General features: G+C 48.0%; 15 protein-coding genes. 14 read left to right on the top strand and 1 reads right to left on the bottom strand.

Annotation, left to right across the window (positions count from 1 at the left end):
• Positions 1-130 precede the first annotated feature (130 nt).
• The 13 genes from HDCHBGLK_RS16140 (at position 131) to HDCHBGLK_RS16080 (ending at position 11,177) form a co-directional block, all read left to right on the top strand.
• Positions 131-1,063, top strand: a complete 933-nt coding sequence (locus tag HDCHBGLK_RS16140) for a MurR/RpiR family transcriptional regulator (protein ID WP_004606718.1) — start codon at positions 131-133, stop codon at positions 1,061-1,063.
• Entirely contained in the window at positions 1,056-2,285 is a 1,230-nt protein-coding gene (locus HDCHBGLK_RS16135) for a BaiN/RdsA family NAD(P)/FAD-dependent oxidoreductase (RefSeq protein WP_009249288.1), read from the top strand. The genes HDCHBGLK_RS16140 and HDCHBGLK_RS16135 overlap by 8 nt, the downstream gene beginning before the upstream one ends.
• A gap of 20 nt (positions 2,286-2,305) precedes the next feature.
• Positions 2,306-2,962, top strand: coding sequence for a (d)CMP kinase (gene cmk, locus HDCHBGLK_RS16130; RefSeq protein ID WP_004606720.1), 657 nt, complete (start codon positions 2,306-2,308; stop codon positions 2,960-2,962).
• Positions 2,963-2,993: 31 nt separating this feature from the next.
• Positions 2,994-3,851: a 4-hydroxy-3-methylbut-2-enyl diphosphate reductase gene (ispH, locus tag HDCHBGLK_RS16125; RefSeq protein WP_004606721.1), complete on the top strand. Its 858-nt coding sequence runs from the start codon at positions 2,994-2,996 to the stop codon at positions 3,849-3,851.
• Entirely contained in the window at positions 3,832-4,953 is a 1,122-nt protein-coding gene (gene rpsA, locus HDCHBGLK_RS16120; RefSeq protein WP_004606722.1) for a 30S ribosomal protein S1, read from the top strand. The genes ispH and rpsA overlap by 20 nt, the downstream gene beginning before the upstream one ends.
• A gap of 181 nt (positions 4,954-5,134) precedes the next feature.
• Positions 5,135-6,457 carry an electron transport complex subunit RsxC gene (gene rsxC, locus HDCHBGLK_RS16115; protein WP_004606723.1) on the top strand — a complete coding sequence of 441 codons (1,323 nt, stop codon included), beginning with the start codon at positions 5,135-5,137 and terminating at the stop codon, positions 6,455-6,457.
• 101 nt (positions 6,458-6,558) lie between these two features.
• On the top strand, positions 6,559-7,440 hold the full coding sequence (locus HDCHBGLK_RS16110; RefSeq protein WP_004606724.1) for an RnfABCDGE type electron transport complex subunit D: 882 nt from the start codon (positions 6,559-6,561) through the stop codon (positions 7,438-7,440).
• Entirely contained in the window at positions 7,440-8,018 is a 579-nt protein-coding gene (locus HDCHBGLK_RS16105) for an RnfABCDGE type electron transport complex subunit G (RefSeq protein ID WP_004606725.1), read from the top strand. The genes HDCHBGLK_RS16110 and HDCHBGLK_RS16105 overlap by 1 nt, the downstream gene beginning before the upstream one ends.
• A 12-nt stretch (positions 8,019-8,030) precedes the next feature.
• Positions 8,031-8,756, top strand: coding sequence for an electron transport complex subunit RsxE (gene rsxE, locus HDCHBGLK_RS16100; protein WP_004606726.1), 726 nt, complete (start codon positions 8,031-8,033; stop codon positions 8,754-8,756).
• 13 nt (positions 8,757-8,769) lie between these two features.
• A complete protein-coding gene (gene rsxA / locus HDCHBGLK_RS16095) occupies positions 8,770-9,345 on the top strand; it encodes an electron transport complex subunit RsxA (protein WP_004606727.1) in 576 nt (191 codons plus the stop codon).
• A 13-nt stretch (positions 9,346-9,358) separates the two neighbouring features.
• Positions 9,359-10,150 (top strand): RnfABCDGE type electron transport complex subunit B, encoded by a 792-nt coding sequence (locus HDCHBGLK_RS16090; RefSeq protein WP_004606728.1) that lies wholly within the window; start codon positions 9,359-9,361, stop codon positions 10,148-10,150.
• Positions 10,151-10,174: 24 nt separating this feature from the next.
• Positions 10,175-10,639, top strand: coding sequence for a DUF2752 domain-containing protein (locus HDCHBGLK_RS16085; protein ID WP_004606729.1), 465 nt, complete (start codon positions 10,175-10,177; stop codon positions 10,637-10,639).
• Positions 10,640-10,700: 61 nt separating this feature from the next.
• A complete protein-coding gene (locus HDCHBGLK_RS16080; protein WP_009249284.1) occupies positions 10,701-11,177 on the top strand; it encodes a hypothetical protein in 477 nt (158 codons plus the stop codon).
• A gap of 49 nt (positions 11,178-11,226) precedes the next feature.
• Here the strand turns inward: HDCHBGLK_RS16080 and HDCHBGLK_RS16075 are convergent, their stop codons facing one another.
• Complete coding sequence (locus HDCHBGLK_RS16075) at positions 11,227-12,213, bottom strand: FAD:protein FMN transferase (RefSeq protein WP_004606731.1); 987 nt, start codon at positions 12,211-12,213, stop codon at positions 11,227-11,229.
• Positions 12,214-12,351: 138 nt separating this feature from the next.
• On the opposite strand from HDCHBGLK_RS16075, the gene HDCHBGLK_RS16070 reads away from it, so the two are divergent.
• The gene (locus HDCHBGLK_RS16070) at positions 12,352-12,723 is read left to right on the top strand and encodes a NusG domain II-containing protein (protein WP_004606733.1); all 372 of its coding nucleotides are present in this window, start codon (positions 12,352-12,354) and stop codon (positions 12,721-12,723) included.
• Positions 12,724-12,736: the final 13 nt, after the last annotated feature.

The following is a 12,736-nucleotide window of genomic DNA, read 5'->3' as shown; positions in this document are numbered from 1 at the left end:
TCACTGATAACAGTCCCTACCTCCCGGGCTTATATTATTGCAGGATGGACAACTCATGAATTTACTTGAATATCCCGGAATTAGGATATATAATGGAAACAATGTTAATTTGAGAAGAGGAATATGCTATATGGGAAGCAAGAATGAGTTGTTGAAGAAAATAGATGAAGGCTATCCGAAGTTCAGCAAGGGCCAGAAAAAACTGGCAGACTTTATTCGGGAAGACTACGACAAGGCGGCTTTTTTGACGGCGGCCAGGATGGGAGAGGAAGTAGGCGTCAGCGAATCTACCGTAGTCCGTTTTGCCACTGCCCTTGGATATGATGGGTATCCGGGCTTTCAGAAGGCCCTGGGAGAACTGGTCCGCACCAAGCTGAATTCCATCCAGCGCATGGAAGTTACTTATGGCAGGATCAGCCAGGGAGAGATCCTTACATCCGTCCTGCAGTCTGATATTGAGAAGATCAAGATGACCATGGCCTCCATTGATCATGAAGTGTTTGAACTTGCGGTGGATACCATTCTCAATGCCGGAAGGATCTATGTGATCGGCATCAGAAGCTGCGCCCCGCTGGCTAATTTTCTGTGTTTTTACCTGAATCTGGTGTGCGGGAACGTGACGGTAGTCAATACCAATGGATCCAGCGAGATATTCGAGCAGATCATCCGGATCAGCGAAGAGGATGTTATTATCGGAATCAGTTTTCCAAGATATTCCATGCGGACGCTGAAAGCACTGGAATTTGCCAGCAACCGCAAGGCCAAGGTCATTACCTTGACGGACAGCGTGCATTCTCCCATCACTTTGTATTCTTCCTGCAACCTGATCGCCAGAAGCGATATGGCGTCCATCGTAGACTCTCTGGTTGCGCCACTGAGTGTGGTGAATGCCCTGGTAGTCGCGCTGTGCATGAAAAAGCAGAAGGAAGTCATCTCTACGCTTGAGACCCTTGAGCAGATATGGGATGAATATCAGGTTTACAGCAAGGATGAACTTAATATGGTGAATGATAAGGTTGAATTATCCGTCCCCGGCGAGCAGGAGGATGAAGAAGATGAGTAAGGTCTTGATTGTAGGAGGAGGCGCAGCCGGCATGTTTGCTTCCATTGCGGCTGCAAGAGGCGGCCATGAAGTGCTGGTCTTTGAGAAAAATGAGAAGTTGGGCAAGAAACTCTTCATTACGGGGAAGGGAAGATGCAATATTACCAATGCATGCGATATGGATACTCTGTTTTCATCGATTGTCAGCAATTCCAAGTTCCTGTACAGCAGTTTCTATGGATATAGCAACCAGGATGTCATCGATTTCTTTGAAGGACTGGGCGTTCGGACTAAGATTGAGCGCGGCGAGAGGGTCTTTCCTGCGTCCGACCATTCTTCCGATGTCATCAGGGCCATGGAGAAGGAGATGAGGCGCCTTGGCGTGAAGGCAGAACTGCATGCCGAAGTGACAGCCGTCCGGTCCGGGAAAGGGAGGTTTGACCATATCGAACTGTCCGGAGGCAGGAAGGTGACAGGAGATGCCTGCATCGTTGCCACAGGAGGCCTGTCCTACCAGTCCACCGGATCGACGGGAGACGGCTACCGTTTTGCCGAGGAGAACGGCCACGGGATTACGGAGCGCATGCCTTCCCTCGTGCCAATGGAGATAAAGGAGCCGTGGGTATCCAGTCTACAGGGCCTATCCCTCAGAAATGTTACGGCCACCTTATATCAGGGCAGGAAGGAAGTCTACCGGGAATTCGGCGAGATGCTGTTCACCCATTACGGGGTCAGCGGTCCCATTATCATCAGCGCCAGCAGCTATGTTGGCAAGAAGCTAAAGGAACAGGAAATGCGCCTGGAGATAGACTTAAAGCCGGCGCTAGATGAAGAACAGCTGGATCACAGATTGCTCAGGGACTTTGAGGCTAATGCCAATAAACAGTTTAAGAACGCGTTAGGCAGGCTGTTTCCGTCCAAATTGATTCCTGTTATGATACAATTAAGCGGAATTGACCCGGAGAAAAAGGTAAACGTCATTTCCAAAGAAGAACGGCGAGCCTTCGTGCATCTAATCAAGCATCTGCCGATGACGGTGACCGGGCTTCGCGGCTACAATGAGGCGATTATTACGAAAGGCGGCATCCGCACAAGGGAGATTGATCCTGGAACTATGGAGTCAAAGCAGGTAAAAGGCCTGTACTTTGCAGGCGAGGTACTGGATCTGGATGCGCTCACCGGAGGGTTCAACCTGCAGATCGCATGGTCTACCGCATATGCGGCAGGAAGCAGTATAGAGTAAAAGAAGCGAGGAGAGATACAATGGGTTATAATGTTGCGATTGATGGTCCGGCTGGAGCAGGAAAGAGCACTATCGCCAAACTTGTGGCAAAGGAGAAGGGTTATATCTATGTAGATACGGGGGCTATGTACCGGGGAATGGCGATTCATTTTCTTGATAAGGGCATCCGGGCAAAAGAGACGGATAAGATCATAAGTGCCTTAAAAGACGCAGAGGTTACGATCCGTTATGAAGAGGGCCTCCAGCAAGTCTACCTGAACGGCAGGAATATTACGGACAGGCTTAGGGAGGAAGAGGTTGGCAAGATGGCTTCCCTGACCTCGGCGATCCCCCAGGTCCGACAGAAACTGCTGGAACTGCAGAAAGGCCTTGCCCGTACGCAGGATGTGATCATGGATGGCAGGGATATTGGTACCTGCGTGCTTCCGGATGCGGATGTAAAGATATACCTGACTGCCAGCGTGGAGACAAGGGCAAAGCGTCGTTATGACGAGTTGACAGAAAAAGGCATTGCCTGCGATCTGGATGAGATCGAGCGCGACATCAAGGAGCGGGATGAGAGAGATTCCACCAGGGAAATCGCTCCGCTTAAGCAGGCAGAGGATGCGGTGCTGGTCGACAGTTCCCATATGACGATAGATGAAGTGGTTGCGGCCATCGTTAAGTTGTGCAGATAAGCATAGATGAGAAGAGGATGAAGGATGAAGGATGAAGATTGAGTTGGCAAAGACCGCAGGATTCTGCTTCGGCGTAAGGCGGGCAGTTGAGACGGTATATGAACAGGTGAAACACCATCAGGGCGAGAAGATATACACCTATGGACCGATCATCCATAATGAAGAGGTAATCAAGGATCTGAGACGCCAAGGCGTGGAAGTCATCAATTCGGAAGAAGAGCTGGAAAAACTCGAAGAAGGAGTCGTGATCATCCGCTCCCACGGAGTCCCCAAGGCCATATACGACAAACTGGAAGAGAAGGGTTTAGACTGCGTGGATGCTACCTGCCCCTTCGTAAAGAAAATCCATAATATCGTGGCTGAAGAAAGTCAGAAAGGATCGCACATTGTCATCATCGGTAATAGCGAGCACCCGGAGGTGGAAGGCATCAAAGGCTGGGCAGGAGATGACGTGACGGTTATCCAGACAGCAGAAGAGGCGCAGCATTTTCGGCCCCCGGATACAGCCCGGAGGATATGCGTAGTTTCCCAGACGACATTTAATTACAATAAATTCAAAGAATTAGTTGAAATAATCACAAAAAAAGAGTATGATATAATTGTTTTAAATACGATTTGCAATGCGACCAAAGAAAGGCAGCAAGAAGCCCGTCAGATTGCAGAGAGAGTAGATGCTATGATTGTCATCGGAGATAAGCGTAGTTCAAATACTCAGAAGTTATTTGAAATTTGCGGAAAGGCATGTTTGAATACGTACTATATACAGACACTTGACGATTTTGATATGAATCAATTAAGGTCCGTGGAAACAGTAGGTATTACAGCAGGGGCATCCACGCCCAACAATATAATTGAGGAGGTTCAAAATAATGTCAGAATTAACTTTTGAACAAATGTTAGAAGAGTCTTTTAAGACAATAAGGAATGGAGAGGTCGTAGATGGTACGGTCATCGATGTAAAGCCCGATGAAATCATCTTAAATATAGGGTACAAGGCAGATGGCATCATCACAAGAAGCGAATACACCAATGAGGCCAATGCAGATTTGACCACAATGGTTTCCGTAGGCGATGAGATGACTGCCAAAGTCCTGAAAGTTAACGATGGCGAAGGTCAGGTGCTGTTGACGTATAAGAGACTTGCGGCTGAAAAAGGCAATGAGAGGCTGAAAGAGGCGTATGAGAATCACGAGGTGCTCAAAGCGCCTGTTGCGCAGATTCTTGGCGGCGGATTGAGCGTAGTGATTGATGAAGCAAGAGTATTTATCCCTGCGAGCCTTGTGTCAGATACTTATGAGAAGGATTTGAGCAAATACCAGGATCAGGAGATTGAGTTTGTCATCAGCGAATTTAACCCTAGAAGAAACCGGGTAATCGGCGATAGAAGACAGCTTCTTGTGGCTGAGCGCGCTGAGAAACAGAAAGAGTTATTTGCAAGGCTTCAGGTTGGAGACAGAATGGAAGGGACTGTTAAGAATGTAACAGACTTCGGAGCGTTTATTGATCTTGGCGGAGTTGACGGACTGCTTCATATCTCTGAGATGTCCTGGGGACGCGTTGAGAATCCAAAGAAGGTATTCCAGGTTGGCGAGAAGGTAGAGGTTCTGATCAAGGATATCAATGATACGAAGATCGCTTTGAGCCTGAAGTTCCCGGAGACGAATCCGTGGGCGAATGCTGCGGATGATTTCGCGGTAGGCAAAGTCATCGAAGGAAAGGTAGCAAGGATGACAGACTTTGGCGCGTTTGTAGAGTTAGCGCCAGGCGTGGACGCCCTGCTACATGTTTCTCAGATTTCCAAGGCTCATGTAGATAAGCCATCAGACGTATTGTCCGTAGGCCAGGTGATCACGGCGAAGATCGTAGATCTGAACGAGTCTGAGAAAAAAATCAGCCTGAGCATGAAAGCGTTAGAGCCGGCGAATGAAGAGAAGGCACAGCCGGGCACAGAAAGCGTGGAAGAAGTTGCAGAAGAGGATTCAGCAGAATAGGCAAAAGGTCGAACATAATAGAAGATAGGAGATAGAGGCCCGGTGGCCTCTATCTTTTATGTGTTAAAAATTCGACAAGATGTTCGTGGAAATATACAAAAATTTGCCCGATATCCACTGGATAAACTGGGCATTTTCATGTATAGTATATAAAGAGTAAAAAGGAAGGAAGGAAAAAGGGATGGCATTGTTAACATTTAAGGGTGGCATCCACCCGGATGACGGCAAAAGCCTGGCAAAAGACAAGGCGATTGTCGAAGTAAAACCCAAAGGGGATTTGGTGTATCCAGTTTCCCAGCACATCGGTGCACCGGCGAACCCGGTTGTGGCTGTTGGCGAACGTGTCTTAAAGGGCCAGATGATAGCAGAAGCCGGAGGATTCGTGTCCGCACCTATCTATGCATCGGTTTCAGGTACAGTGAAAGCGATCGCACCACATTTGAATCCGACAGGAGGAACCGTTAACAGTATCGTAATCGAGAATGACGGTGAATATGAGGAAGTTGAGTATCCTGCCGTTAAACCTCTGGATGAGATGAGCAAGGAAGAGATACTTAATATCATCGGAAATGCCGGAGTTGTTGGCATGGGTGGCGCAGGCTTCCCGACAAGAGTAAAACTGTCACCAAAAGAACCAGAGAAGATTGATTATATTATTGCAAACTGCGCGGAATGCGAGCCGTATATCACGGCAGACTACAGAACTATTATGGAAACGCCCGAGAAGCTTGTGGGCGGAATGAAGATTGTCCTGAAGCTATTTGATAATGCGAAGGGCATTTTTGGCGTAGAAGATAATAAACCAGATTGTATTGAAAAATTAAAAGAATTGACGAAAGACGAGCCGCGCATGGAAGTACTTGCGCTTAAAACCAAGTATCCGCAGGGCGGCGAGCGTCAGCTCATCTATGCAACTACAGGCAGGGCAATTAACTCAGCCATGCTTCCGGCAGACGCAGGATGCGTTGTAGACAACGTTGCGACGATGGTGAGCATCTATCAGGCAGTAGTAGAAGGAAAGCCGTCTATGGAGCGTGTGGTTACCGTCAGCGGCGATGCAGTGAATGAGCCAGGCAACTTCAGGGTTCCGTTCGGAATGAACCAGGCAGAATTGGTAGAGGCTGCAGGCGGATTCAAGACTGAGCCGGAAAAACTGATTTCAGGCGGACCAATGATGGGCTTTGCCATGTTTACGCTGGATGTGCCGGTTACAAAGACTTCGTCATCCATTCTTGGATTTACCAAAGATGAAGTGGCACAGTTCGAGCCTTCCGCATGTATCAACTGCGGACGCTGCGTAGATGCCTGTCCGAGCAGGCTGATTCCGTCAAGGCTTGCAGATTACGCGGAACACCACGATGAGGAGGCGTTTACTTCGCATGAAGGCCTGGAATGTATGGAATGTGGTTCTTGCAGTTTCGTATGTCCTGCAAAACGTCAGTTGAAACAAGCAATTGGCTCAATGAGAAAGATTGCGATGGCAAACCGCAAGAAGAAAAAATAAATAAGAGAGAAAAGAGGAAGAGGTGAACAAACGTGAGTGAAAACAAATTGAAAGTGTCATCTTCACCACACATACGTTCCAAAGTTACCACAGGCAATATCATGCTTATGGTAACCATTGCACTGCTGCCGGCTTCTGCCTTTGGTGTATGGAACTTTGGACTGCCGGCCCTTGTCATGCTGCTTAGCACGACCATATCCGCAGTTCTGACTGAATACATATATGAAAAATTAATGCATAAGAAGGTTACGATCAATGATTTCAGTGCTGTCGTAACCGGCTTGCTGCTGGGACTTAATATGCCTGCATCCGCGCCATGGTGGATGGGCGCATTAGGAAGCGTATTCGGCATCCTGATCGTAAAGCAGCTTTTCGGAGGACTGGGACAGAACTTCATGAACCCGGCTCTTGGAGCAAGATGCTTCCTGCTGATTTCATTTACAGGACCAATGACGAAGTTTATCTATGACGGCGTCAGCGGGCCGACTCCATTAGCGCTTCTGAAAGACGGCGAGACCGTTGATACGATGAATATGCTGATAGGAAAGATTCCAGGAACCATCGGCGAGACTTCTGTCATTGCTATTATTATCGGAGCAATCTTCCTGATCCTTATGGGAGTCATCGATCTTCGGATTCCGGGAACCTATATTGTCACATTCGTGATCTTCGTAGGCATTTTTGGCCACTTCACTAAGGCTGGCGTGGGATTCTTCGATCCTCAGTACATTACCGCTCACCTGTGCGGAGGCGGACTGATGCTTGGCGCATGGTTCATGGCTACTGATTATGTCACATCGCCGATTACGAAGAAAGGGCAGTATGTATACGGAGTTCTGCTGGGTATTCTGACAGGATTGTTCCGTCTCTTTGGCGGCTCTGCGGAAGGCGTATCTTACGCAATCATCATCAGTAACCTTTTTGTACCGTTGATTGAAAGGGTTACTCTTCCAAAACCATTTGGTAAAGGAGGAGAGAAATAATGAATAAGATTATTAAGAATACAGTCATTCTGACTTTAATTACTTTAATTGCAGGAATCTGCCTGGGCGCGGTCTATGAGATCACGAAGGAGCCTATCGCTCAGGCACAGGATGCTGCCAAGAAAGAAGCATGGCAGCAAGTATTTCCGGATGCAGATGTAAATGATTTCGAGCTTGTTGACGTAGATCAGAAGGCTGCCGACAAGGCAATCAAAGATCTGGGCGTCAAGGCGACCATTGATGAAGTCTGCACAGTAGGAGAGGAAGGCTATGTCGTAACCGCTACAGATAAAGAAGGCTATGGCGGCGACATCAAGATCACGGTCGGCATAACAGCCGATGGCACGATCAACGGAATCTCCATTCTGTCTATCAGTGAGACCGCAGGCCTTGGAATGAGAGCGACGGAGCCGGCTTTCTATGAGCAGTACCAGGGAAAACAGGCTGAAAAATTTGTAGTATCCAAAGACGGCGGGGACGGAGAGCCGATTGATGCGTTGAGCGGAGCGACGATCACATCAAGAGCGGTAACCGGAGCGGTAAACGCTGCCTTAGGCTATTACCAGAATGCGTTTTAGGAGGTAGTTAAGATGAATAGATGTACCGAAAGAGTTTATAACGGTTTAGTAAAAGAGAATCCTACCTTCGTCCTGATGCTGGGCATGTGTCCTACGCTTGCCGTAACAACATCCGCTATCAATGGCCTGGGTATGGGTCTTTCTACAACAGTCGTATTAGTATTATCTAATATGCTGATCGCCATGCTGCGCAAGATTATACCGGATTCCCTGAGAATCCCGGCGTTCATCGTAGTCGTGGCATCATTCGTAACAATTGTACAATTCTTGCTGGAAGGTTTTGTTCCAAGCCTTTATGATGCTTTGGGAATCTACATTCCTTTGATTGTTGTTAACTGTATTATCCTGGGACGTGCGGAGAGCTACGCTTCCAAGAATCCGGTTCTGCCGTCCATCTTTGACGGCATTGGCATGGGCCTTGGATTCACGGTAGGCCTTACAGCGATCGGTATCGTGCGTGAATTGATCGGATCCGGCAAGATCTTCGGATACCAGCTGATTCCACTGGCTGACGAAGCGGCTGGCAAGGCCGGCTATGTCCCGGTTACGATCTTTATCCTTGCGCCTGGCGCTTTCCTTGTGCTTGCAGGACTGACAGCCCTTCAGAACAAGGTGAAGAATAACGCGGCCAAGAAGGGTAAGAAAGTTACAGAGGCAGCGTCATGTGCAGAAGGATGCGCTTCATGCAGCAACGGCGCATGCAGTGGGAAGGTCTTCCCGACAGGAAACGAAGAGTAGGAGGAGTACATAGATGAAAGAATTATTGATTATTGCAATAGGATCAGCTCTTGTTAATAACGTCGTACTCAGCCAGTTCCTGGGTATCTGTCCATTCCTTGGCGTTTCCAAAAAGGTTGAGACTGCATCCGGCATGGGTGGCGCAGTTATCTTCGTTATTACGATCGCGTCCTTTATTGCAGGACTGATTTATAAGTTTATACTGATACCGCTGCATTTCGAATATCTGCAGACTATCGTATTTATTCTGGTTATTGCGGCGCTGGTTCAGTTTGTAGAAATGTTTTTAAAGAAAGCCATGCCGGCCTTATATAATGCGCTGGGCGTGTATCTGCCTTTGATCACGACCAACTGCGCGGTACTCGGCGTTGCGCTTACAAATGTACAGAAGGAATATTCGATTGCCCAGGGCGTAATCAACGGTATTGGAACATCTGCCGGATTCGCGCTTGCGATCGTTATCCTGGCAGGTCTTCGCGAGAAGATGGAATACAACGATGTGACTGAGTCTTTCCAGGGAACCCCGATTGTGCTGATCACGGCAAGCCTTATGGCTATCGCGTTCTTTGGATTCTCAGGACTGATATAGGAGGGAGCAGGCTATGAGTATAACAGGTATTATTATTGCTGCTGCAATCGTAGGCGGCACCGGATTATTCATTGGTGTGTTCCTTGGAATTGCAGGTAAGAAATTTGCAGTAGAAGTAGATGAAAGAGAAGAGGCAATCCTCGGCGTTCTTCCAGGGAATAACTGCGGCGGCTGCGGCTACGCAGGATGCTCCGGACTGGCTGCGGCGATCGTCAAAGGCGAGGCAGAGATTGGCGGATGTCCGGTAGGAGGCGCTCCGGTGGCTGCAAAGATTGGCGAGATTATGGGCCAGGAAGCAGGAGAACAGGTTCACCAGGTTGCATTCGTTAAATGCGCGGGTACTTGTGACAAGGCACAGCAGGAATACGAGTATCACGGGCTGGGAGACTGTATTATGGCAAACATGATGCAGGACGGCGGACCGAAGGCTTGTAATTATGGATGTCTTGGAGAAGGAAGCTGCGTAAAGGCATGTCCGTTCGATGCGATTCATGTGGTAGACGGCGTTGCCGTGGTAGATAAAGAAGCGTGCAAGGCCTGCGGCAAGTGTATCGCCGTATGTCCGAAGCATCTGATCGAACTGGTTCCGTACGACCAGAAGCATCTGGTACAGTGCAGTTCCAAGGATAAGGGCAAGGATGTCATGAAGGCATGCTCAGTGGGATGCATCGGATGCAAGATGTGCGAGAAGGTCTGCGAGTTTGACGCGGTCAAAGTGGTAGACAATATTGCGCATATTGATCCTGAGAAATGTACGAACTGCGGCGCGTGCGCGCAGAAATGTCCTAAGAAGATCATATTATAAGACATATATAAAGGCGTATATTGGATGAAACGTACTCTAAAGCAAATAATGCGCGATGCGTATGCATTGCTGTGGAACGATATCAAGCAGGCAAAATGGGTGATTATTTTTATGATCGCCTATTTTGCGTTCATGAAAAACTTTTTATACAGTACGTGCCCATCCGTGCTGCTGACAGGATATCCCTGCCCTGCGTGCGGCATGACCCGGGCGGCCTTCTGCCTGTTTAGGATGGATTTTAAAGGGGCTTTTTCCATCCACCCTTTTATCTATGCGGTGGCGGCGTACGTGGCAGTCTTTGCGGTAAACCGGTATATTCTGCAAAGAAAAATGGGCAAGATTCTTAAACTGGCGCTGGCAGGGATCATGGCAGGCATGATTGTCTACTATCTATGGAGAATGATCCTATATTTTCCGGGGGAACCTCCGATGAGCTACTATTCCCGAAATCTTCTGTCCATAGCCCGAAGCCTCCTTACGCATGAATAGATTGCAATTCGCAATCTGCCGTGGTAGAATATCAATGAATAGCAATAAGGAGGATATTACAATGGAAAACAACTTTGACAACACGTCAGATAATAATGATATGCCAAAAGACGCATACAGCGATCCAAATGCAGGCACTGACGCAGGCCAGTCCTATACGGACCCGAACGCAGGCCAGCAATATTACGGCAATGCGAATCAGAATCAGCAGTATAACTACCAGCAGGGCGGTTATAACTATCAGGATAATTACAACTATAATGTGGGTAATAATACAGGGTATAACAGGACCTATGACACGGGCATGGATACCAGCCCGATGTCTCTGGGAGACTGGGTACTTACCATTCTTGCCTTGTGCATACCTTGCGCGGGCATCGTGCTTTATTTTGTATGGGCGTTTGGCAAGAACGGCAATGTGAACCGTAGAAACTATTGCCGCGCCTCCTTAATCATTACAGGCGTAGTAATGGTCATTTATATCATATTCATGGTGATATTTGGTGTTGCCGCCTTCAGTTCAGTGGGTTACTACTAAATAATCAAATCCCCTCGGTTCGTTTGAACAGAGGGGATTTTTAACGTCTTTACTGATTGTTCTGAAAATTCTTTGAATAGTGGATCTGATTGTCGTTCGTGATAAATACGGCATCTACATTATCCAGCTGATTGATCAGCTTCATGCCTCTATCGTAGCCGAGAAGAAAACAGGTAGTGCTCAGCGCGTCAGCCGTCAGCGACGAGTCCGTCAGGATGGTCACGCTGTATAGGTTGTTCTCGCAGGGATAGCCGGTATTGGGATCCAGGATATGGTGGTAGATCTTGCCGTCCGCTTTAAAGTAGCGCTGGTATATGCCGGAAGTAACCACGGATTTGTCCGAGATCTTGACGGAGGTTATAGGCTCTCCGGTCTCATCAAAGGGCTTCTGGATGCCGATGTTATAATCGGATCCGTCCAGCTTGCTGCCCATGGCCAGCACATTTCCTCCCAGATTGATCATGGCGTGCCTGACGCCTTCCTCTTCCAGGTAATCTTTGATCCTGTCGGCAATATATCCTTTGGCGATAGCTCCCAGATCAATGCCCGCATGCGGGTCGGTGAGTTTTACCGTATTATCCCGGATGATGATGTTTTCATAATTCACATGGCTTACCGCCTCTGCGATGGCTTCCGGAGAAGGGACTAAAGGAGTCTCGGCCTTGAAGTCCCAGAGGTTGGATACCGGGGCGATGGTGATATCGAAAACGCCGTCCGACATCTCGCTGTAATAGATGCCCTTCTTAATCAGCTTGATCGTCTCCTTCGACACTTCTACGGGATTCCCGCCGGCAGAATTGATTCGGGAGATTTCGCTGTCTTCAATCTTATTGGAGAACATGGAATCATACTTCTTGCAAAGTTTCTCGCAGCCTTTCAGCACGTCTTCATCCACGGAATCAAAGATCTGGACGCTGATGACGGTATCGAACAGAGTGTCCGTATAGGTCTGGCTCCTTTCTCTGGGAAGCCCTGAGCATCCGGATAAGAGAAGAATGGATGCCGAAAGCAATGCGGTTAATCTTTTATATTTCATAAAGCACCTCTTATTCTATATAATTTCAGTCTCTGTTATTATAACATGAAAAACAGGATATGCAATCGAACATGTGGTTGAAGCAAAAGATTTGTTGTGTTAGAATAGAGCGTATAGAAATGAAGAAGGTAGGAGAGTATGAAGATTCATTTAAAGAAAAAAGACTGGATTCTGGTCATTATCATCATATGCGTCGCAGGACTGGCATTCTTGGCCCATGAATTTATCGGAGGCAAGGGCGCAAGCCAGGTGACGATCAAGGTAAATGGCGAGATAGAAGGGACTTACAGCCTGTCAGAGGACAGGGAGATTAAGATTAATGACGGCAGCAACGTCCTCCAGATAAAGAACGGCAAGGCCAAGATGATCGAGGCCGACTGCCCGGATAAACTGTGTATGCATCAGAAAGCGGTATCCAAGAACCATGAGAGCATCATCTGCCTGCCCAACAAGGTGGTTGTCGAGGTGGAAAGCAGCGAGAACAGCAAGTATGATGCCGTGACGAACTAAGGAGGAAGCACAG

This window comes from [Clostridium] scindens ATCC 35704 (assembly GCF_004295125.1).
GTDB lineage: Bacteria > Bacillota > Clostridia > Lachnospirales > Lachnospiraceae > Clostridium_AP > Clostridium_AP scindens.
Note: the sequence above shows the minus strand (reverse complement) of the source record. Positions and strands in the feature narration are given on the sequence as shown.